Origin of the sequence: Methylosinus sp. LW3 (assembly GCF_000527115.1) — a bacterium.
Lineage (GTDB): Bacteria > Pseudomonadota > Alphaproteobacteria > Rhizobiales > Beijerinckiaceae > Methylosinus.
Map to the genome: position 1 here is coordinate 3547055 of NZ_AZUO01000001.1, position 21614 is coordinate 3568668.

A 21614-nucleotide genomic window follows, 5' to 3' on the forward strand; every position below is an offset into this window, starting at 1 on the left:
GATCGGTCCATCGGCGAGTTCCCTCGAAACCTATTCGCTCTCGAAAAAGCCGGCGCGCCGCCAAACCATCGCCACGGTCGCCGCCCCGGAGTATTCTCCTCTGCCAGCGGGTTTCAATTCCGCAATCACGCGCAATACACAGAATTCAGATGTGAATTGCTCCGCTTGTGCTTTCTTTCCACCCGCCGAGTAGGAAAAATGGCGCCTCGCTACGTATTTTCCATAGCTCCTGGCGCCTCCTTTCTCGGCGCCTTCACGCGAGCGCTGCTGGATGGCGCGATCATCCCCGGCCTCTCGCGCGAGAGCGGCCCGCTGGCTCTGGCCGCCACCACGATCTATGTGCCGACTCAGCGCGCCGCGCGGGCGTTGGCGGCGCAATTCTCGGCCGCGATCGAGGCGCCGGCGGCGCTGCTGCCGCGCATATTGCCGCTCGGCGATCTCGACGAGCAGGAGGCCTCGGCTCTGTTCCACGCCGATCTCGATTCCGGCGAGGCGGCGCTGGAACTGGCGCTGGCGCCGGCGATCGAAGAGCTCGACCGTCGGCTGATTCTGGCCGAGCTGGTGCTGCAATGGGCGCGCGCGCTGCGCCATGCCATCGTCTCCATCGACCCGACCGGCGCGGTCGAGCACGACCCGCGCGAAATGCTGCTGATCGCCCCCTCCCCCACCAGCGCCTATGCGCTCTCCGGCGAGCTGGCGCGACTCATCGACGAATTCGCGATCGAGAAACTCAGCGCCGGCGCGCTCGCCGGCCTCGCCGAGGAGGCCTATGATCGCTTCTTCGCGATCACCGCCCATTTTCTGAAAATCGCGCTCGAGGATTGGCCGAATATTCTCGGCCGTCGCGGCCTCATCGACCGCGCCGCGCGGCAGACGGCTCTGATCGAGGCGCAGATCGCGCATCTCGAGCGCGGCGGCGCGCGCGGCCCGGTGATCGCGCTCGGCTCCACCGGCGCGCATCCGGCGACGGCGCGCCTTTTGGCGGCGATCGCCCGGCTGGAGCGCGGCGCGGTGATTCTGCCCGGCCTCGATCTCGAGCTGGACGAAGCCGCCTGGCGCCGCGTCGGCGACGATGGCGAGAATGAGCGCGACGAGCCGAGCTTCACCCATCCGCAGACTTTGCTGAAGCGCCTCCTCTCCACCCTGGGCGTCACGCGCGAGGAGGTCCGGCCCCTCGGCTCCGCTCCGCCCGTGCTACAGGCGCGGGTGCGGCTGCTGGCCGAGGCGCTGCGCCCCGCCGATTGCACCGATTATTGGCGCGAGTTCCGCGCCGCTGCGGCCGAGGGCTTCAGGGATGCGCTCGCCGGCGTCTCCTTCGTCGAGGCGGCGGACGAGCGCGAGGAGGCGCTGGCCCTCGCCCTTTCCATGCGCGAGGCGCTGGAAACGCCGGGCCGCACGGCGGCGCTCATCACGCCCGATCGCGACATCGCCCGCCGCGTCTGCGCCGAGCTGGCGCGCTGGGGCGTGGAGGTCGACGATTCGGCCGGCCGCCCGCTCGGCGCGACGCCGATCGGCGCGCTGGCGCGGCTCGTCGCCGCCACCGCGGAGGACGGCGCCTCAGCCATAGACGCGGCGGCGCTGCTCGCCCATCCGCTGACGCGCCTCGGCCTCGAGCTCGCGGAGATCGAGCGCCTCGCTCCGCTGGTCGAAATCGCCGTGCTGCGCAATGTCGAGAGCGGCGGCTCCTTCGCCGCCATGGCCGCGCCGGCGCGCCGGCTCGCCGAAGAGACGCACGCCCATCCGGCGCTGAAACGTATTTCCGAGGAAGACTGGCGCGCGATCGACGACCTCCTCGCCCGCCTCGACGAGGCGCTTCTCCCACTCGCCGCGCTCACGCCGGAGGCGCGCCTCGGCGAGCGGGCGCGCGCCCATGCGCTGGCGCTGGAGAAAATCGCCGGCGAGGAGCCCGCGGGCGAGGGCGTCGAGCAATTGCTGCAGCTCTTCGACGCGCTCGAGGCCTCGGACAGCGCGCTCGTCTTCGACGCCGGCGGCTACGCCTCCTTCTTCGATCGCCTCACCTTCGAGGCGAGCGCGCCCAGCCCGCGCCGCGCGCATCCGCGTCTCAAAATTCTCGGCCTGCTGGAAGCGCGCCTGCTCGACGCCGATCTCGTCCTGCTCGCCGGGCTCGACGAGACGATCTGGCCGCCGCAGGCCGAATCCGGCGCCTTTCTCAATCGCGCCATGCGCCGGCAATTGGGCCTCTCGCCGCCGGAGCGCCGCATCGGCCAGACGGCGCATGATTTCGCCATGGCCTTCGGCGCCCCGGAGGTCGTCGTGAGCCGCGCGAAAAAGCGCGACGGCGCGCCGACCGTGGTGTCGCGCCTCATCGCGCGATTGGCGGCGCTTTCTGGCGAGGCCTTTGCCGCCTGCAAGGCGCGCGGCGATGAAAAATGCGCGCTCGCCGCCGCACTGGATCGCCCGCAGGAGATTCGCGCCATCTCGCGCCCACTGCCGCGCCCGCCCGTGGAGCTGCGGCCGACGCGGCTCAGCGTCACGCGCGTCGAAAAATTGCGCCGAGATCCCTATTCCGTCTTCGCCGAATATATTCTGCGCCTGCCGCCCTTGCCGCCGCTCGGCGCGCCCAAGGGCGCCCGCGAGATCGGCGTCGCCGTTCACGCGGCGCTGGCGAAATTCCAAGAGGCGCATCCAAAAGGCCCGCTGCCGGACGATGCGCGCGCGCTGCTCGTCGATATCGCGCGCTCGGAGCTGGGCGAGTTCCTGGACGATCCGTCCTTCCTCGCCTTCGATTGGCCGCGCATAGACGCCGGCCTCGATCATGCGCTCGCTTTCGAGCGTGAACGCCGCGAGCAGGCGCGCGAGATTTTCATCGAGAAAGGCGCCGCCTGGCGGCTGACGCTCGCCGACGGCAGCGTCTTCACCCTCTCCTGCGTCGCCGATCGCATAGAGGTGGACGCGAGCGGTGAAGCTTTCGTCTTCGATTACAAGACCGGCAATCCGCCGACCGCCTCACAGGTCGGCGCGGGCTTCTCGCCACAGCTCACATTGGAGGCGGCGATGATCGAGGCCGGCGCCTTCGAATCCATCGGCGCGCCGCGCGTCGCAGGCGCCGCCTATGTGCGGCTCGGCGGCAAGACCGGCGGCGAGACGCAATGGCTGAAATTCAAGGACAAGAGCTTTGGCGACGTCGTCGCCGAGCATCGCGCCAATCTCTTCGTGCTGCTGAATCAGTTTCGTCTCGCCGACACGCCCTATCCCTCGCGGCCATGGGTGGAGTTCGCCTCGCGCTACAGCGATTACGACCATCTCGCACGCGTGAAGGAATGGTCGCGCGAGGGCGGCGGCGGAGAGGAGTGACGCTTCGCCGCGAAGTCACGAAGCGTTCACCATGTTCCTCGAGGCTTCGGCAAGGAATCGGCGGGCGCATTTTCGGCGCTCCCGATTCGGACGGGGTTTGTGCGCCTCTCGTGCTGCAATTCTACTTTCGGGACGAAGCGAAGAGACCGACCATTCACAACTCGCTAAGCCTATGAAGGCGCTGACGCGACGAGCCACGAAGACACCGCATTTACGAAGCGTTCACCATGATGATTGACGCTTCGGCAAGGAATCGACGGCCCATTTTCGGCGCCCCCAATTCGGACAGGGTTTGTGCGCGTCTCGTGCTGCAATTCTACTTTCGGGACGGCGCGAAGAGGCCGACCATTCACCACTCGCTAAGCCTATGAAGGCGCTGACGCGACGAGCCGCGAATACACAGCGTTTACGAAGCCTTCACCATGATGATTGACGCTTCGGCAAGGAATCGGCGGCCCATTTTCGCCGCTCCCGATTCGGACGGGGTTTGTCCACGTCTCGTGCTGCAATTCCACTTTCGGGACGGCGCGAAGAGGCCGACGATTCACCACTCGCTAAGCCTGTGAAGGCGGTGACGAGCCGAGACGCGAAGACACCGCATTTACGAAGCCTTCACCATGATGATTGACGCTTCGGCAAGGAATCGACGGCCGATTTTCGACGCCCCCGATTCGGACAGGGTTTGTCCACCTCTCGTGCTGCAATTCCACTTTCGAGACGGCGGAAGCGGCGCCGCATTCACTTTTCGCTGAGCCTATCGACGCGACATCTCGCGCCTTGCGCGCGGCGGCGACGCCAGACACGGGGCCTCGCACCGCGTCGCTTCCGAGGTCGCGAAATGACGCTTGCGCCGTCCCTTGGGTCATAGATTAGACCCTGAGGAACAGGAGGGCTCGTCCGGTGAGAGAGTCGAGACGCAAGGACATGTTGCTGACCGCGGCGGAATGCGCAGAACGCATCGGCGTCACGGTTCGCGGTCTCAGAACCTATGAGCAGCGCGGCCTGCTGACGCCGGCCCGTTCGGCGAAGGGCTGGAGGCTGTACGGGGAAAAAGAGATCGCCCGCCTTCACGAGGTGCTCGCTCTAAAGCGCTTCGGCCTCAGCCTCTCCCGCATCGCCGCGCTGCTCGAGGGCCGCGCAATCGATCTCGACCGAACTCTGGGAATGCAACAGTCGGCGCTCACCGAACAACGCCAGCGCATCGGCGAGAAGCTGGCGCTCGTCTGCGCCGCCCGAACGAAACTCTCCACGGGCGGGACGCTCTCGCTCGACGAACTCATAACGCTCGCAAAGGAGACGACCATGACGCAGACATCGCTCGACCTGATCGCGCAGCGCCGCTACGAGCAGGCGCGTCCACGCAAGATGACGCCCATAGATCCAGAACTCTACGATCGCTACGTCGGCGCCTACCAATTCGACGCCATCAGGGGCGGGATCACGATCACGCGCAACGATGACCGGCTTTTCAGTCAAGTGACCGGGCAGGCTGCCTATGAAATTTTTCCAGAGAGCGAGACCGAGTTCTTTCTGAAGGTCGTCCCGGCTCAGCTCGTCTTTTCCGTAGACCGCGACCAAACAGCGAATGCGCTGACGATCCATCAGAACGGCGTCGAATTGGTCGCGCGGCGGATCGACGAAACGGAGGCCCGACGCGCAGAGGAGGAGCTGGCGCGCAGAATCCGCGAAAATCGGCCGCAGCCGGACAGCGAAGAGGCGATCCGCCGAACGATCGACGAAGCGCGGTGCGGAGAGGTCGAGTCCACGCGCATGACGGAGCCGCTCGCCACATTGGCGCGAGAGCGAGCCGAGGCGATCGCGGAGGAGCTCTCGGCCAAAGGTGAGTTGAAGGACATTCGCTTCGTCGGCGTCGGCGTGGACGGCTGGGACGTCTACCGCGCGCAATTCGAAAAAAGCGAGACCGAATGGCGCATCGACCTCGCGCCCGACGGCCGGGTCAGGGGCCTTTTCTTCCGCACGCTGCCCTGAGAGGCCCTCGCAGCAGGCCGCGCCGCCACGGTGAGTGAGCGGCGCGACGATGGCGGCGTGTAGAGGCGAGCGACGGTCGCCCGGCCATGGCGAGAGCCGCGCGGTCGAGCGCCCAGACGCGGCGTTCACGAAGCACTCACCACGCTGGTTGACGCTTCGGCAAGGAATCGGCTGCCGCTTTTCAGTGCTCCCGATTCGGACGCTGTTTGTCCACATCTCGTGCCGCCGCTCTCACTTCGGGACGGCGGAAACGGGCGCCGGATTCACTTTCCGCTAAGCCTATCGACGCGGCTTCCTGCCGTCGAAGACACGAAGCCTTCACCACGCTTTTTGAAGTTTCGGCAAGGAATCGGCCGCCGATTTTCGGCGCCCCCGATTCGGACGGGCTTTGTCCACCTCTCGTGCCATTCTTCCCGCTTCGGGACGACGCGACGCCGCGGAGGATTCACGTCTCGCTAAGCAAAAGATCGGAGCCGGGGGCGGCGACCGCCTTCGATAGCGGTCAAACTACATTTCTTGTATGGTTTCCCAAAACGGCCTTCGATCCTCATAAACGCCGGATCGACGCGCAGCATTCGAACATTGGCGAGGAATTTGAAAATGGCTCTCGAAGGGTCGGATAAAAGCTACAGAAATCGCATCATCTTCGCGAGCCTCGTCGGCACGACGATCGAATTCTTCGACTTCTACATCTACGCCACCGCCGCCGTATCGGTGTTTCCGCTCTTGTTCTTCCCCGCCGGCGCGGGCAGCGCGGCGCTGCTCGCCTCCATGGCGACATTCGGCGTCGCCTTTGTCGCGCGGCCGATCGGCTCCGTCCTCTTCGGCCATTTCGGCGATCGCGTCGGGCGAAAAGCGACGCTTGTCGGCTCGCTGCTGCTGATGGGCCTCGCCACTTTCGCCATTGGGCTTCTGCCGACCTATCATCAGATCGGCCTGTTCGCGCCCGTCTTGCTCACCATTTTCCGTTTCAGCCAGGGCGTCGGCCTCGGCGGCGAATGGTCGGGCGCGGCCCTGCTCGCCACCGAGACCGCCGACAAGGGCAAACGCGCCTGGGCGGCCATGTGGCCGCAACTCGGCGCGCCATTCGGCTTCATTCTCGCAAATGGATTTTTTCTGACGCTCACCATTCTCTTCGCCTTCGATTCGACACGCGCGACGCCGGACGAGCATTTCCTCGCCTGGGGATGGCGGCTGCCCTTCCTGCTCTCCATTCTGCTGGTGACGCTCGGCCTCTATGTGCGCTTGAAGCTGCATGAGACGCCGGTGTTCGCGCGCGCATTGGAGCGCGGCGAGAAATTGAAATCGCCGCTCGCCCATGTGTTTCGCAACAATGCGAAAGAGCTTCTGCTCGGCACATTCATAATGGTCGCGACCTATGGTCTCTTCTATCTGATGACGACGTGGATTCTCTCCTATGGCATAGGCAAGGTCGCGCTCGGCAATCTCGGCATAGGCTATCGCGATTTTCTCGTCTTGCAGCTCATATCCGTGCTGTTCTTCGCCGGCTTCATCCCCGTCTCGGGACATCTCGCCGACAGGATCGGTCGCCGCAAGCTATTGCTCATCGTGACGACGGGCATTGTGCTGTTCGGCCTCTCCTTCCGCTTCTTCCTCTCCAAGGATCTCATCGGAACCGGCGAGAGCGCCAATCGCGGGCTCATTTTGGTTTTCCTCAGCATAGGCATGTCGCTGATGGGCCTCACCTTCGGGCCTATGTCGGCCATATTGCCGGAGCTTTTCCCTACCAACACGCGCTATACGGGCTCGGGCGTCTCCTATAATCTCGCCTCCATACTCGGCGCGGCGCTGACGCCCTTCGTGGCGACATGGATCGCGCAAAATTACGGAGCGGAATCGGTCGGCCTCTATCTCGCCGCGCTCGGCGCCTCGACGATCGTCGCGCTCCTCTTCACCAAGGAGACGAAGGCGACCGATCTCGACAGCATGATCGACGAGGTGGTGGCCGAGAATATCGAGAAGACATCGCCTTAAGAGCGAGAGATGAGCGACAGACGCCCCATCGCCAAGGACACGCGGGAGCGGCAGCGGGCCGCTTCCGATCCCGCGCAATCGGCCTGGGTCGCGGCCCATGCGGGCTCGGGCAAGACGCATGTCCTCTCACAGCGCGTGGTGCGGCTGCTGCTCGCCGGCGCGCCGCCCTCGCGCATTCTCTGCCTCACCTATACGAAGGCGGCGGCTGCCAATATGGCGGCGCGCATTTTCGATATTCTCGCCGGCTGGGCGCTGCTCGACGATGAAGCGCTGACCGCCGCCATTCTCGCGACCGGCGCGCCGCAGCCGTCGCGCGCGGAGCTGGTCTTCGCGCGGCGCCTGTTCGCGCGCACGGTGGAGACGCCCGGCGGGCTGAAGATTCAAACGATCCACGCCTTTTGCGAAAGGATTCTGCATCTCTTTCCCTTCGAAGCCAATGTCGCCGCCTCCTTCCGCGTGCTCGACGATCTCGAGCGCGCCGAGCTTTTGGAGCGCGCGCGGCGGCAGACGCTCGCCCGCGCCGTGCTGGACGAAGGCGAATTGCGCGCGGCGCTGGAGACGGTGTCACGGCTCTGCTCGGGCGGCGGCTTCGACGAACTGATCGCGGAATTGCTCGGCCATAGGGCGGCGCATCGCAATCTGTCGTCGGACGATTATGCGGAACTGCTGCGCGAGCGGCTGGGGCTGCGCGAGGGCGAGACGCTCGAGGCGATCGAAAGCGAGATCGTCGAAGGCGAGCTTTCGCCTCGTGACTGGCCGGGGATAGCGCAGGCGCTGCGCGGCGGCGGAGCGAATGATGGGAAGCTCGCGACGCAATTGATGATCGCTGCAGGGCTGGCAGGCCCCCTCCCCGGCCCTCCTCCGCTGCGCGGGAGAGGGGGCGCTAACGATCGGCTCAGCGCATGTGTCGAAGAATATCTCGCCGTCTTCTTCAAGAAGGACGGCGAGCCGCGCGGCTTAGGCAAGCAGAAGATCATTTCTTCCGCGCTTCAAAAACAGCAGCCAGCATTGCTGGCGCGGCTCGAGGATGAGCGCGATCGTCTCGTTCCGCTGATGGAAAAGCGCAAGGCGGCGGCGGCGCTGGATCGCTCCATGGCGCTGGCGCGGATCGGCGACGCCATTCTCTCCGCCTATGAGCGGATGAAGAGCAATCGCGGCCTCTTCGATTTCGACGATCTCATCGAGCGCACGCGCCGGCTGTTTCAAAGCTCCAGCCCGTCCTGGGTGCTCTACAAGCTCGATTCGCGCATCGATCATATTCTCGTCGACGAGGCGCAGGACACGAGCGCGGCGCAATGGGACATATTGGCGGCGCTCGCCGATGAATTCTGCGCCGGCGCCGGCGCCACGCGGCGCATCCGCACCTTCTTCGCCGTGGGCGACGAGAAGCAGTCGATCTTCTCCTTTCAAGGCGCCGCGCCAGAGAAATTCGACGCCATGCGCCGCGATTTCGAGCGCCGCTTTCGCGACGCCGAGCTCGGCTTCGAGCCTGTGCGGCTGACACGCTCCTTCCGCTCCTCGCCGCAAATTCTAGGAGCGGTGGATATCGTCTTCTCCGTCGAGGAGAATCGCCGTGGCCTCGCGGCGGACCGAGAGGAACCCAGGCCTGTGCACGAGGCCTGGAAGACCGATGTTCCGGGCCTCGTCGAAATATGGGAGCCGGAGGCGTCCCAGGGCGCGGAGACGCCACAGGATTGGCGCCTGCCGCTCGATTATGTGAACGAGGCCGGCCCGCCGGCGCGGCTCGCGCGCAAGATCGCGCGCAAGGTGAAGGCGCTGCTCGCGCCGCAAAATGGCGAATGCGTCGAGGACAAGGGCGCGATGCGCGCCGTGCGGCCGGGCGATGTGATGATCCTCGTGCGCAAGCGCGACGCTTTTTTCGAAGGCGTCATTCGCGCGCTGAAAGCGGAGGCCATTCCCGTCGCCGGCGCCGATCGGCTCGATCTCTCCGGCCATATTGCGGTGATGGATCTCGTCGCGCTCGGCCGCGTCGCGCTGCTGCGCGAGGATGATCTCACCCTCGCGACATTGCTGAAATCGCCGCTCCTCGGCTTCACCGACGATGATCTCATCGCGCTCGCGCCCAAACGCGAGGGCGCGCTCGTCGATGCGCTCGCCGCCTCGCCGGAGCCAGCGCATAGAGAGGCGGCGGCGCGCGTCGAAGCTTGGGCGCGCGAGGCGCGCGCACGCGCGCCATTCGATTTCTACAGCCATATTCTCAGCGCCGGCGGCGGGCGCGAGAGACTGGTCGGGCGGCTCGGCCAGGAGGCCAATGACGCGATCGACGAATTTCTGCGCCTCGCGCTCACCTTCGAGCGCGAGCAGGCGCAGGGCCTCGCCGGATTTTTGGCGAGCGTCGAGAGCTTGCAGCTTTCCGTCAAGCGCGACATGGAAGCGGCCGGCGACGCCGTGCGCGTGATGACCGTGCACGCCTCCAAGGGGCTGGAGGCGAAGGTCGTCTTTCTGCCGGATACGTGCGGCGGCCCCTCCGGCCGGCACGACCCGAAGATATTCCGGCTCGGCGAGGAGGATGGCGCGACGCTGGTCTGGTCCGGCGCTATGGCCGCCGATCCGCCCGCCGTGGCCAACGCGCGCGAGGCGCTACGCGAGGCGGCGCGGGAGGAACATCGCAGGCTGCTCTATGTGGCGCTGACGCGCGCCGAGGAGCGGCTCTATGTCGGCGGCTTCCACGGGCCGGCGGGCCGCGGCGCCGGCTGCTGGTACGACGCGATCCGCAACGCGCTCGAGCCCGCCTGCGACAACGCGCCAGACCCGCTGGACGAGACGAAGCAGATTTTGCGCTATGGCGTCACGGCGCATGGCGCGACGGCGGCGAACGAGACGCGAGAGGCCGCGGCGACCATGGTCCCGCTTTATGCGCGCACGCCGGCGCCGGAAGAGCGCGCGCCGGCCCCGCCCTTGCGCCCGGCGACGGCGCTGGCGGCGGCCGATCCTTTCACCGGCGAGGAGACCGCAGCGCCGACGCGGCGCGACCGCGAGCGTCTGCTGGTCGGCCGGCTCACCCATGCGCTGCTGCAGCGCCTGCCGGACACGCCGCCGGAGCGGCGCGTCGAGGCGGCGCTGCGCTTTCTGGAGCTGCGCGCCGCCCCGCTCGACGCCGCGCAACGCGAGCGGCTCGTTTCCGCAGTGCTCGCGGTCATCGGCCAAGGCTCGCTCGCGCCTTTGTTCGGGCCGGGCTCGGCGCCGGAGGTGGAGATCGTCGCCCGGCTCGACAGCCCGCGCGGCGAGATCGCCATTTGCGGCCGCATCGATCGGCTCGCCGAGACGGAAACCGACGTCATCGTCGCCGATTTCAAGACCGGCGCGCCGCGCCATCCGGCGACGCCGGCGCAATTGCGCCAGCTCGCCGTCTATCGCGCCGCTGCGCTGCGGCTCTATCCGCACAAAAATGTGCGCTGCGCGCTGATCTTCACGCAGAGCGCGACGATAGAGGAGCCGGAGCCCGAGGCGCTGGACGCCGCGCTCGAGGAGATTTTGCGGGAGGTCTGAGGCGAGGGAAACGCCGGACGCGCTTTCGCCGCGATCGTCTGCGACTGCTTTCGGCGACGGCGCTTCGTCGAGCGGAACCGGATTGAAAAGCGGGTTCCGCTCGGCCGATTATAGAATCATATTCATTTCGAGGAGGTCGACGCGATGCGGCTCCCGGTTCCGATCGCGATTTGCGCGATCCTGTTTTTCCTGATCGAGACCTCCGCCTCCGGCGGGGTCGCGGAGGGCGAGGCGGCGTTGCAGGCGGGGGACATTCCCCGCGCGATCGGCGAGCTCACTCCGGCCGCCGAAAAGGGGGACGCCGTCGCGCAATTGCGACTGGCTTTCGCCTACGAGGCTCTCGTCGCCCTGAACTTCCGTGACGCGGCCGCATCCGCACGCTATCGGGCCTCGGCTTTCACATGGTCTTCCCGCGCGGCGGAGCAGAATGTCGTGAGCGCGCAACGGCGCGTCGCGCAATTGCTTCGTGCGGGAGGGGGCGCGCCCGTGGATGTGGCGAAGGCCGATGAATGGGATCGCCGGGCCAATGCGATCCTGCGCGAGCGCGCAGAAAATGGCGACGCCGCCGCGCAAGAGGCCTTGGCCAGCGCCTACAGCCTCGGCCAAGGAGTTCTGAAAGACCCGAAAGAAGCCGCGAAATGGCGCCGCGCCGCAGGCCGCCAAGGATATGCGGAGGCGATAAACGCTCTCGGCGTCCAATACGGCCGCGGCGATGGCGTCCAAAAAGATCCGGCCCTCGCCTATGCGCTCTTCGTGCTGGCGAGCCGCATCACGCGCGGCAAAGGGGAAGACGACATCGGCTATCGTGAAAATCAGGACGGATTAGCCGCCGGGCTCTCCCGGGAACAAAAAGACAGAGCGCTCGCCATTGCGGATGAGTGGCGCCCCGGCGTCGAACTGCCCGAAAGCTCCGACAAGAATTGAACCCGCCGAGGCGCCTCGGTAAAACTCAGAGAGGAATTGGCGTCATGGAGATCGACCGCGGGGACCGCATCGCCCCGCCGCCTTCGCCGGAAAGAAGCCGCGTCTGGATCGGCGCGATCGTCGCGATTTTGGCCGCGCTCGGGCTCGCTGTCGTCATCGCGCCGGAGTTCGGCGACTTTCTGCGCCGCCAAGCCTATGCGGCGGCGAGCGCCATCGGCGCCCCGACCCCGGCCGATGAATATGCGCCCGTCTACGCCCGGCTGGAGATGGAGCCGCTGCGGGCAGGCCTCGTCGCCTCGCCTAAAATTTCCGAGCCGCTCGCCAAGCTGCTGCGCGAGCCCTGCGACAAGCGCGCGATCGCCGCTCTCGCCGAGGCGCTGATCGTCGAAGGAGAGGAGCGCGTCGCCGCGCGCGGTTATAGCGGCTTCGCCGCAGCCTGCCCGGACAGCGCTGTGGAGAAAGGCCGCGCCGGCGAATTGTTCCTGCGCATCGGCGACGCGGAGGGCGCGCTGAAAATCGCCGATGCGCTGATCTCCGAACAGCCGATCTACCCGGATTTTCATTATCTGCGCGCGCGGGCGCTCTTTGCGGCCAAACGCTATGACGCATCGATCGGCGAATATAAGACGGCGATCGAATTGTTCCACGATCGCGCCAAAGTGCATGAGCGATTATTCGTCGAGCTGGCCAACGCCTATGTCGCCGTGGGTAAGCCTTGCGACGCGGCCTTCACCCTCTTTGCCTGGATCGCGCTCGATCCCACGCGGCGCGGCACGCCGGGAGCGCGCAAGCGCGTCGAGGAATATGGCGCGCTCGGCTGCCGCAATCTGCCGGCCTTCGACGAGCCGAAGAAATTGTAAGAGATTTCGGATGCAGGAACGATCGAAATGAAACTTCCCGCGTGCCGAGGAGCGGCGGAAGGCCGCGTCTCGAAGCACGAGGGAAATTTCACGCGCCGCCTTCTTGGGAACTCCCCCGCGCGCTTCGAGACGGTCGCTTCGCGACCTCCTCAGCATGAGGGGGGGGGAGGGTTGCTGTTTCCTCTGGAAATTTAAGCTGCGTTTCGCGCGAGGGTCGCTGTTTACAGCTTGCCGACGACGACCAGGCGCTTGATCTCGCCGCGCTCGAAGGCGCGCAGGAAAGCGGCGTAATTCTTGAACGACACACAGCCATTGGAGTCGCCGCGCGGGCCGAGCATGTAAGTATGCGCGAGCAGGCCGGCGCGGCCGAAGATCGCGCCCTCGCCGCCGATCGGCGTCAGCCTGATCGCGCGCACGCCATGGAACAGGCTCTCGCGGAAGGTGAGATCGTAAGTATGCGGCGGCGTGACGCCGCGCATGCGCACATGGGCGAAGCGCGGATCGTCGAATTTGTCGCCGAGGCCCGAATGCGCCTCGAGACGCGTGCCGTCCGGCAGATAGACCGTATGCGCGCTGATGTCGTAGACGGCGGTCTGATTGTCATAGGCCGTCGTCGGATTGCCGCGCGTCACATTGCGCAGGCCGTCGAAGAGCCCCGTCTCCGGCGCGGCATAGGCCAGCGCCTTGCCGGTCGGCTGCAACGGGCCGAACACTTTCTCGAAGAAGGAGGGGCTGCTCTCCTCTTCCGACGCCGGCGCGGAGGCCGTCTTGCGCGCGCTGCGGATGACGGGCAGATGGACGCGCAGGCCGAATTCGGAGGGACGCGGCGGCGGCAGCGGCGCGCTGTCTTCTTCCTCTTCCGCGACCTGCTGCTCCAGACCCGCATCCTTGCGGGCGGGCGGCGTCGGCGCAGCCACAGGCGCCAGCAGGGATTGCGGCGCCTCGAGCGTAGCGACGACCGTCTTGGGCGCCGCATGGGAGCGCAGATCGCCGACCAGCACGCCGAAGGGAATGGAGAAGGAGGGCGACTCGATCGAGGCCGTCGTCTCGGCCGGCGAGTCTATCGTGAGCGCGGCTGCCGCGGGCGGCTCGGGCTTCTGCTCGGCGCTCCGCATCGCGAGCCCCGCCAGTCCGCCCACGGTGAGGGCGCCGGCGAGAAAAAGAGTCGAGAGCAGAATGCGGCGAGAGACTTCACGGCGAGGCAATGAATTGGAAGAGCATCGTTCACCGGGATTCTTACGCATCCACCCCCACTTTCGGAAGGACTTCCGTTACGCACACTGTCGAAGCGTCTCCATAAGCGAGCCGCTCGACTACGCCACACGCGCCCAGAATGAAGCTTCTTCTCTCCAATCCCGAGCATTGTTCGAGAAACTGAAGTTACAATTTGGCGGTTTTTTGTCCGCGCTACGTAGCTTCAGCGTAAGTATTCGCAAGCTCGACTTCTCGGACCTTTCGGTTCGACCAACGCGAGCTTCGCTGACCATGGAGGTGAATTACGCCGCAATATAGTAAACATTTTCGTAAATCCTTCGCATAATCTCGCCGGCCGAAATGCGGCGCAGGGACGCGTGCGCGGGACGCGCTTTCCCTCTATAGTCGCAGCGTCAAAGGGAGCTTCGCATGAGCGGAGACGTCGCCAATTCACATTTGGACCGCGTGCGCTCGGTGGTCGCGGACGAGACCGCGCCGGCGCGCTCGGCGGTCGCCGCCTCCTGGCGCCGCTGCGTCACGCTGCATAAGCTCGATCCGGCGGCGAGCCTCGCGCCCGCCATTCTCACCGCCACGGAATTTCGCGAGGCGCACGACAGGCTGGAGCCGCTGGCGCGCGTCGCGCAGAGCGTGATGGAGCGGCTTTCCGCCGCAATCGGCGATCTCGGCTGCTGCGTTCTATTGGCCGATGCGCGCGGCGTCCCGCTGGAGCGGCGCGGCGCCCCCGCCGACGCCGAGATTTTCGACCGGCGCGGATTGCTGGCCGGCGCGCAATGGAGCGAGGCGCATCAGGGCACCAACGCCATCGGCGCCTGCATCGTCGAGGAGCGCGCGCTGACGATCCATCGCGACCAGCATTTTCATACGCAGAACACCGGGCTGAGCTGCACGGCCGCGCCGATCTTCGATCATTTGGGACGGCTGGCCGCGGCGCTCGACGTCTCCTCCTGCCGCGAGACCTTGGCCGACGGGCTGACCAATCTATTGTCCGTCGCCGTCGTCGACGCCGCGCGCACGATAGAGGCGCTGAACTTCCGCCGCGCTTTCGCCGACGCGCGCATTCTGCTCTCGCCGCAGGCCGATCGAAACGCCGCCTCGCTGATCGCCGTCGATCGGCACGATCTCGTCATCGGCGCGACGCGCGCGGCGCGGCTCGAGCTCGGCGTCACAGATGCGCGCATAGCGGCGCAGCTGCCGGCCGCCGATCTGCTGAGCGGCGGCGGCGAGACGGAGCTGCAGAACGGGGAGTTGCAGAGAAGTGAGCTGGAGGACGCCGAGCGCGGCGCCATTCGCCGCGCGCTCGCCCGCGCCAATGGCAATGTGACCGCCGCCGCGCGGCTGCTCGGCGTCAGCCGCGCCACTCTGCATCGCAAGCTCGGGCGGCTCGGATTGTCGCAGTGACCGGGGTGAGAGCTATTTCATCTCGAACACGTAACGCACGCAGAGCCTGACGAGCACATAAAAGAAAACAAAAACCGGTAAAAACAGCACCAAGAGCGACACGTCCGCATAAACCGACAGAAGCACCCACGACACGAAATTCAGCGCCGTCGCGCCCATGTAGAATGCGGTGCGGTCGATTTCTATTTTTTTCAAATCACATCTCCCAATATTTTTTGATGCTATTCGGGTCTATTTCGGTGAATGCTTTTGAAAAAAGCTCATTGCTGATTTGACCATTCTGAAATTTATCCAAGATGACGATCTTTAGCTTACGCATTTCCTCGAGCAGCGAAACATACAATGCGGTAGCTGCGGTAACGATCAAGAACAGCGCGACGCCCCCTCCCACAGGAAGCTTGCCGTATCGCGCTTCGATGCCCTCGAATATCGCGCCTTTTCCCGACATGCGGCTCAAGGTCGTCTTGGCCCCGGCTTTGGCCATCTCGGCGCCTCCCTTCGCCTTGAGCGCCTCTTTCATTCCGGCGGCGATGGCCCCGGATCCCGCGCCCACCCCGATGAACTTCAGCGCGGTGACGACGCGCTGCATGCTCTGATATGAACGAATAAGCTCTTCGGGCGATCGCGCCATTTCCGCGTACCAGGAGCGAAACTCTTGAATCTCGATCACACGGGCTGATATGAGCGCGAAAAATTGTGACGACTTCGGCTCCGACGACGAAGAATGCGCATGGGCGCTCTGTAAAATCTGATTGCCAAAGCGGCGCCGCTCGAAATGATCCGCGATGACCGGCATCGAATAAAGGCATGTCGTGACCGACAATGCGCCGGGAAGATTGTCCTCCGTAAGACGGAAGTCGATCGAAAACAAATTGCACAGATTCCGCAATCTCGCAGTTTCGCCTGGGTTCAAAGGCATGATCGCCTCCCCTCGAAAATCGACGTTGAAAATCTCGTCCCGCATCTTCCCGGATCATTCGCGGTCCCGCCGAAGACGCGTCCGCCAGCCTCGCCGAGAAGAGAACAGCTAATCAAAACAATGTGAATTTTTGAGGCGCGGCGGCATGACTCCGATACGGGCTTTCCCTGTCGCCTCGCGCGGGGAATTCGCGCCAGAGCCGTCGCTGTGACGTCTTCGCCCGCCCCGACTGTCGCAAATCTGCGACACCTCGAGGCCGTTCATGCGTTCCCCCTCTGGCGCCGTCGACCGCGCGGGCGGATGATCTCCCCCGACGCCGCAAAGGCGCAGAGACACAAAGGGGAAACGTCATGACGAGGCCCGAATTCCTCCGCTCCACGACACCGAAGTTCGAGGCGCGCTACGAGAATTTCATCGGCGGCCGCTGGGTGGCGCCGCGCGCCGGCCGCTATTTCGAGAATGTGACTCCGGTCAATGGACAGATTCTCTGCGAGGTCCCGCGTTCCGACGCGACCGACATAGAGCTCGCGCTCGACGCCGCCCATGCCGCCAAGGACGCGTGGGGCCGCGCCAGCGTCGGCGAACGCGCGCGCGTTCTCCACGCCGTCGCCGATCGCATGGAACAAAATCTCGCGGCGCTGGCGGAGGCCGAGAGCTGGGACAATGGCAAGCCGATCCGCGAGACGACGGCCGCCGACATTCCGCTCGCCATCGATCATTTTCGCTACTTCGCCTCGGCGATCCGCGCGCAGGAAGGCGGCGTATCGGAAATCGACCACGACACGGTCGCCTATCATTTCCACGAGCCGCTCGGCGTTGTCGGCCAGATCATTCCTTGGAATTTTCCCTTGCTGATGGCGGCGTGGAAGCTCGCTCCCGCTATCGCGGCGGGCAATTGCGTGGTGCTGAAACCGGCCGAGCAGACGCCCGCCTCCATACTCGTATGGGCGAAGATCGTCGGCGATCTTCTGCCGGCTGGCGTCATCAATATCGTCAATGGATTCGGCCTCGAGGCGGGCAAGCCGCTCGCCTCCTCGCCGCGCATCGCCAAGATCGCCTTCACCGGCGAGACCAGCACGGGACGGCTGATCGGCGAATATGCCGCGCGCAATCTCATCCCCACGACATTGGAGCTCGGCGGCAAATCGCCGAACATCTTCTTCGCCGATGTGGCGGCGGAAGACGACGCATTCCTCGACAAGGCGCTGGAAGGCTTCGCCATGTTCGCGCTCAATCAGGGCGAGGTCTGCACCTGCCCGAGCCGCGCTCTGGTGCACCGAAGCATCTATGACAAATTCATCGAGAAAGCGGTGAAGCGCGTCGGCGCCATCGTGCAAGGCGACCCGCTCGACGCGCGGACGATGATCGGCGCGCAGGCCTCCAAGGAGCAGATGGAGAAGATCCTCGGCTATATCGACATCGGCCAGAAGGAAGGCGCGGACATATTGATCGGCGGCGGACGCGCCGAGCTCGGCGGCGATCTTTCCGGCGGCTATTATGTGAAGCCCACAGTGCTCGCCGGCAACAACAAGATGCGCGTGTTCCAGGAGGAGATCTTCGGACCCGTGGTGTCGGTGACGGTCTTCGACACGGATGAAGAGGCGGTGGCGATCGCCAATGACACGATCTTCGGCCTCGGCGCCGGCGTGTGGACCCGCGACATCAACCGCGCCTATCGCGTCGGCCGCGCCGTGCAGGCGGGACGCGTGTGGACCAATTGCTATCACGCCTATCCGGCGCATGCAGCCTTTGGCGGCTACAAGCAGTCCGGCATCGGCCGCGAGAATCATCGCATGATGCTCGATCACTACCAGCAGACGAAGAATCTGCTGGTCAGCTATAGCCCGGACAAGCTCGGCTTCTTCTGAGCGTCCGGCCGGGGCGGCCGTTTCCCTCCCTGCGGTCGCCCCGCTCCCTTCAAATTATTGCTCTAGCGCCACGAGACTGAACGAGCTCGATGACCCATTACGTCGCCATTGTCGAAGAGGAAGAGGGAAAGGCGGTCGGCGTCTGGTTTCCCGATCTGCCCGGCTGCGTCTCCGCGGGCGATAGTCTCGACGAGGCGATGGCCAACGCCGCCGAGGCGCTGACGCTCTGGGTGGATGTCGCGCTCGAGCACGGCCAGCCGATCCCCGCGCCGCGCAGCCTCGTCGATTTGAAGCGCGATCCAGCAATCTCACCGGAACTGTCGCAGTTCATGGTGGCGCTGATCCCGCTGCGGCCGCAGCTCGACGCCGCGCAATAACTCCCCTCGCGACCCTCCCCATGCGACAGCCCGCCCCGGAACTGGGTCTTGACCGCGTCACCGGCGCGACTTAACAGCCTGACCTCGGGGAAAGTTCGGATCGAGCGCATTGGGCTGGCCGGCCCGCTCCGTCCGCCGTTGCGAGGACGGAAATGCGACGCTGGCTCCTGCTCGTCTTGCTGATCCCCCTCGCGCTCGGCCTCTGGCGCCTGCGCGGCGACGGCTATGGCTCCGGCGCCTTCCTCGGCTATGTCGAGGGCGAGCTACTCTATATCGGCCCGGTGGAAGGCGAACGTCTCGCCCGGCTCGACGTCGCGGCCGGCAGAGCGGTGACGGAGGGCGAGCCGCTCTTCTCCATGGCTACCCCCGTGCTCGATCGCCAGCGCGCCGAAGCCGCCGCGCGGCTGGCGCAAATGCAGGCGCAGCTCGAAAATCTGCGCGCCTCCATGAACCGTCCACAGCAGATCGCCGTGCTGCAGGCCGCCGTCGAACGCGCCCGCGCCTCGCTCGCTCTGTCGTCCGCCGAATATGAGCGCAAGCGCATTCTCACTTCGCATGGCAATGCGCCAAAATCGGCGCTCGATCAGGCGGTGATGGCGCGGGATCGCGACAAGGCCGCGCTCGCCGAGGCGGAGCGCCAGATCGAGGTCGCGCGCCTGCCGAGCCGCAATCAGGAGATCGAGGCCGCGCAATCGGCGATCGTCATGGCGCGCGCGCAGATCGAGCAGCTCGACACGCGCATCGCGCGACAAAAGGTCGTCGCGCCGGCGGCGGGCGTGGTGCAGGATATTTTCTTCCGCGCCGGCGAGATGGTCGTCGCCGGCCAGCCGGCGCTCTCCCTGCTGCCGCCGGAGAATCGCAAAGTGCGCTTCTATGTCCCGCAGGCGCGGCTCGTCGAGGCGCGGCTCGGCGCGCGCGTCGCCGTCGAATGCGACGGCTGCGAGAAGGGTCTTTCGGGCCGCATCAGCTTCATCGCTCAACGCGAGGAATATACGCCGCCCGTGATCTTCAGCGATCAGGAGCGCGCCAAGCTCGTCTTCAAAGTGGAGGCGCAGCTCGAGGAGAAGGCGCTGCTGCTGCCGCTGGGCCTGCCGGTCCAAGTGCGCCTCTCCGCCGAGAGCGCGGCGCCGTGAGCGCCGCCGGCGTCGCCATAGAGGCCGAGGGGCTCACCAAATCCTTCGGCGGCCGCAAGGTGGTCGACAATCTCACAATGCGCGTCGAGCGCGGCCGCATTCACGGCTTTCTCGGCCCCAATGGCAGCGGCAAGACGACGACGATCCGCATGCTCTGCGGATTGCTGACGCCCGATTCCGGTCGCGGCTCCTGTCTCGGCTACGACATTCGCACGCAGCAGAACGAGATCAAGCGCCAGGTCGGCTATATGACGCAGCGCTTCTCTCTCTATGGCGATCTGTCGATCCGCGAAAATCTCGAATTCGTCGCGCGCATCTATGGCCTTCCGCGGCCCGTCGAAGCGGCTCGCGAGGCGATCATTCGCTTAGGGTTGGACAAGCGCGCCGAGCAGCTCGCTGGTGAGCTCTCTGGCGGCTGGAAGCAGCGGCTGGCGCTCGCCGCCTGCATATTGCCCGGTCCGGCGCTGCTGCTGCTCGACGAGCCGACGGCGGGAGTCGATCCAAAAGCGCGCCGCGATTTCTGGGACGAGATTCATTCGCTCGCCGCCGGCGGGCTCACTGTGCTGGTCTCCACCCATTACATGGACGAGGCGGAGCGCTGCCACGAGATCGCCTATATCGCCGATGGACGTCTGTTGGCGCAAGGGACGATCGCCGAGATCGTCGCCCGCTCCGGCCTCTCCACTTACGTCGTGACCGGCCCCGATCTCGGCGCGCTCGCCACGCGGCTGAAGACGACGAAGGGCGTCGATATGGTCGCGCCCTTCGGCATGGCGCTGCATGTCGCCGGCCGCGACGCCGCGCGCCTTTCCGAGATCGTGCGCGAGTTCGGCGAGCGCGCGCCGCAGCTGTGGACGCGCGGCGAGCCCTCGCTCGAAGATGTGTTCATCGACCTCATGACGCATATAGAGGCGCGACGATGATGTGGACGCCGCAGGCGCGCGCCTCGCTCGGGCGTCTCTATGCGATGTTCGTGAAGGAGCTGATCCAGCTGCGCCGTGATCGCGTGACGCTGGCGATGATCGTCGGCATTCCGCTCATTCAGCTCTTGCTGTTCGGCTACGCCATCAACGCCGATCCCAAGCATCTCGCCACGGCGCTGCTGGTGCAGGACGACGGGCCGCTGGCGCGCTCCTTCATCGCCGCGCTGCGGGCGACCGATTATTTCGACATCATCGCCGCAGCCACGGATGAAACGGATGCGGAGAAGCTGATCCTCTCCAATCGCGTGCAATTCGTCATCGAGATTCCGCCCGACTTCGGCCGCCGCGTGATCCGCGGCGAGAAGCCGCCGCTGCTGCTCGTCGCCGACGCCACCGATCCGACCGCGACCGGCGGCGCCGTCTCGGCCGTGACGGCGGCGGCCGCGAGCGCGCTAGACCGCGAGCTGACGGGTCCGCTCGCGCGGCTCGCGCAAGGGCCGGCGCCCTTCGAGGTGCGGGTGCATCGGCGCTACAACGCCGCAGGCGAGACGCGGCGCAATATCGTGCCCGGCCTCGTCGGCACGATTCTCACAATGACCATGCTGATCTATACCGCGCTCTCGGTGACGCGCGAGATCGAGCGCGGCACGATGGAGTCGCTGCTCGCCATGCCGGTGCGGCCGACCGAGATCATGCTCGGCAAGATCGCGCCTTATGTCGTCGTCGGCGGCGTGCAGATGGGCATCATCCTCGTCGTCGCGACAATGCTGTTCGGCGTGCCGATCGTCGGCTCGCTTTTCGTGCTCGGCCCGCTGACGCTCTTGTTCATCACCGCCAATCTCTCGGTCGGCTACACATTCTCGACGATCGCCATCAATCAATTGCAGGCGATCCAGATGACCTTCTTCTTCTTTCTGCCCAATATGCTGCTCTCGGGCTTCTTCTTCCCCTTCCGCGGCATGCCGCAATGGGCGCAATATGTCGGCGAGGCGCTGCCGCTCACCCATTATCTGCGCATCGTTCGCTCCATCATGCTGAAAGGCTCGAGCTTCAGCGATTTGACCAGCGACACTCTGGCGCTCGGCGTCTTCACCCTGGTGGCGATGAGCGTCGCGGTGATGCGTTTCCGCCAGACTTTGGACTGACGGGAACGCGCTTGACCCGGCCATGCGCTCGCGCCAGGATGAC

The 21614-nt window shown here is 65.7% G+C and carries 15 protein-coding genes; 12 read left to right on the plus strand and 3 right to left on the minus strand.

The features are described from left to right. Positions 1-198 precede the first annotated feature (198 nt). The 6 genes from addB to METLW3_RS0117820 all read left to right on the plus strand — a co-directional run bounded on the left by addB (position 199) and on the right by METLW3_RS0117820 (position 12593). Entirely contained in the window at positions 199-3315 is a 3117-nt protein-coding gene (gene addB, locus METLW3_RS0117795; protein WP_024881181.1) for a double-strand break repair protein AddB, read from the plus strand. A gap of 900 nt (positions 3316-4215) precedes the next feature. Further along, positions 4216-5304: a MerR family transcriptional regulator gene (locus tag METLW3_RS0117800; RefSeq protein ID WP_157096320.1), complete on the plus strand. Its 1089-nt coding sequence runs from the start codon at positions 4216-4218 to the stop codon at positions 5302-5304. A gap of 600 nt (positions 5305-5904) precedes the next feature. Beyond that, positions 5905-7299 (plus strand): MFS transporter, encoded by a 1395-nt coding sequence (locus tag METLW3_RS0117805; RefSeq protein WP_024881183.1) that lies wholly within the window; start codon positions 5905-5907, stop codon positions 7297-7299. Between the two features lie 9 nt (positions 7300-7308). Beyond that, complete coding sequence (gene addA, locus METLW3_RS0117810) at positions 7309-10809, plus strand: double-strand break repair helicase AddA (RefSeq protein WP_024881184.1); 3501 nt, start codon at positions 7309-7311, stop codon at positions 10807-10809. Between the two features lie 144 nt (positions 10810-10953). After that, positions 10954-11733: a tetratricopeptide repeat protein gene (locus tag METLW3_RS0117815; protein ID WP_024881185.1), complete on the plus strand. Its 780-nt coding sequence runs from the start codon at positions 10954-10956 to the stop codon at positions 11731-11733. Between the two features lie 44 nt (positions 11734-11777). Next, a complete protein-coding gene (locus METLW3_RS0117820) occupies positions 11778-12593 on the plus strand; it encodes a hypothetical protein (RefSeq protein ID WP_024881186.1) in 816 nt (271 codons plus the stop codon). Between the two features lie 221 nt (positions 12594-12814). Here the strand turns inward: METLW3_RS0117820 and METLW3_RS25825 are convergent, their stop codons facing one another. Then, on the minus strand, positions 12815-13798 hold the full coding sequence (locus METLW3_RS25825; protein WP_024881187.1) for a DUF2778 domain-containing protein: 984 nt from the start codon (positions 13796-13798) through the stop codon (positions 12815-12817). Between the two features lie 418 nt (positions 13799-14216). On the opposite strand from METLW3_RS25825, the gene METLW3_RS0117830 reads away from it, so the two are divergent. Beyond that, entirely contained in the window at positions 14217-15206 is a 990-nt protein-coding gene (locus METLW3_RS0117830; protein WP_024881188.1) for a helix-turn-helix domain-containing protein, read from the plus strand. Positions 15207-15218: 12 nt separating this feature from the next. On the opposite strand, the gene METLW3_RS25830 is transcribed toward METLW3_RS0117830, so the two are convergent. After that, positions 15219-15401, minus strand: coding sequence for a hypothetical protein (locus METLW3_RS25830; RefSeq protein ID WP_036309003.1), 183 nt, complete (start codon positions 15399-15401; stop codon positions 15219-15221). Between the two features lies 1 nt (position 15402). After that, the gene (locus tag METLW3_RS0117840) at positions 15403-16170 is read right to left on the minus strand and encodes a hypothetical protein (RefSeq protein WP_024881189.1); all 768 of its coding nucleotides are present in this window, start codon (positions 16168-16170) and stop codon (positions 15403-15405) included. Between the two features lie 305 nt (positions 16171-16475). On the opposite strand from METLW3_RS0117840, the gene adh reads away from it, so the two are divergent. The 5 genes from adh (at position 16476) to METLW3_RS0117865 (ending at position 21571) form a co-directional block, all read left to right on the plus strand. Then, positions 16476-17993 carry an aldehyde dehydrogenase gene (gene adh, locus METLW3_RS0117845; protein WP_024881190.1) on the plus strand — a complete coding sequence of 506 codons (1518 nt, stop codon included), beginning with the start codon at positions 16476-16478 and terminating at the stop codon, positions 17991-17993. Positions 17994-18082: 89 nt separating this feature from the next. After that, on the plus strand, positions 18083-18370 hold the full coding sequence (locus tag METLW3_RS0117850) for a type II toxin-antitoxin system HicB family antitoxin (protein ID WP_024881191.1): 288 nt from the start codon (positions 18083-18085) through the stop codon (positions 18368-18370). 152 nt (positions 18371-18522) lie between these two features. Continuing rightward, positions 18523-19503 carry an HlyD family efflux transporter periplasmic adaptor subunit gene (locus METLW3_RS0117855; protein WP_024881192.1) on the plus strand — a complete coding sequence of 327 codons (981 nt, stop codon included), beginning with the start codon at positions 18523-18525 and terminating at the stop codon, positions 19501-19503. Beyond that, positions 19500-20426 (plus strand): ABC transporter ATP-binding protein, encoded by a 927-nt coding sequence (locus METLW3_RS0117860; RefSeq protein WP_024881193.1) that lies wholly within the window; start codon positions 19500-19502, stop codon positions 20424-20426. The genes METLW3_RS0117855 and METLW3_RS0117860 overlap by 4 nt, the downstream gene beginning before the upstream one ends. Continuing rightward, positions 20423-21571: an ABC transporter permease gene (locus tag METLW3_RS0117865; protein WP_024881194.1), complete on the plus strand. Its 1149-nt coding sequence runs from the start codon at positions 20423-20425 to the stop codon at positions 21569-21571. Before METLW3_RS0117860 ends, METLW3_RS0117865 begins: the two co-directional genes overlap by 4 nt. Positions 21572-21614 lie beyond the last annotated feature (43 nt).

What these genes read in the sequence shown, in the direction of transcription:
- addB (WP_024881181.1), top strand. Translation starts at nt 199, where the DNA reads ATGGCGCCTCGCTACGTATTTTCCATAGCTCCTGGCGCCTCCTTTCTC.
- METLW3_RS0117805 (WP_024881183.1), top strand. Translation starts at nt 5,905, where the DNA reads ATGGCTCTCGAAGGGTCGGATAAAAGCTACAGAAATCGCATCATCTTC.
- addA (WP_024881184.1), top strand. Translation starts at nt 7,309, where the DNA reads ATGAGCGACAGACGCCCCATCGCCAAGGACACGCGGGAGCGGCAGCGG.
- METLW3_RS0117815 (WP_024881185.1), top strand. Translation starts at nt 10,954, where the DNA reads ATGCGGCTCCCGGTTCCGATCGCGATTTGCGCGATCCTGTTTTTCCTG.
- METLW3_RS0117820 (WP_024881186.1), top strand. Translation starts at nt 11,778, where the DNA reads ATGGAGATCGACCGCGGGGACCGCATCGCCCCGCCGCCTTCGCCGGAA.
- METLW3_RS0117830 (WP_024881188.1), top strand. Translation starts at nt 14,217, where the DNA reads ATGAGCGGAGACGTCGCCAATTCACATTTGGACCGCGTGCGCTCGGTG.
- METLW3_RS0117840 (WP_024881189.1), bottom strand. Translation starts at nt 16,170, where the DNA reads ATGCGGGACGAGATTTTCAACGTCGATTTTCGAGGGGAGGCGATCATG.
- adh (WP_024881190.1), top strand. Translation starts at nt 16,476, where the DNA reads ATGACGAGGCCCGAATTCCTCCGCTCCACGACACCGAAGTTCGAGGCG.
- METLW3_RS0117850 (WP_024881191.1), top strand. Translation starts at nt 18,083, where the DNA reads ATGACCCATTACGTCGCCATTGTCGAAGAGGAAGAGGGAAAGGCGGTC.
- METLW3_RS0117855 (WP_024881192.1), top strand. Translation starts at nt 18,523, where the DNA reads ATGCGACGCTGGCTCCTGCTCGTCTTGCTGATCCCCCTCGCGCTCGGC.
- METLW3_RS0117865 (WP_024881194.1), top strand. Translation starts at nt 20,423, where the DNA reads ATGATGTGGACGCCGCAGGCGCGCGCCTCGCTCGGGCGTCTCTATGCG.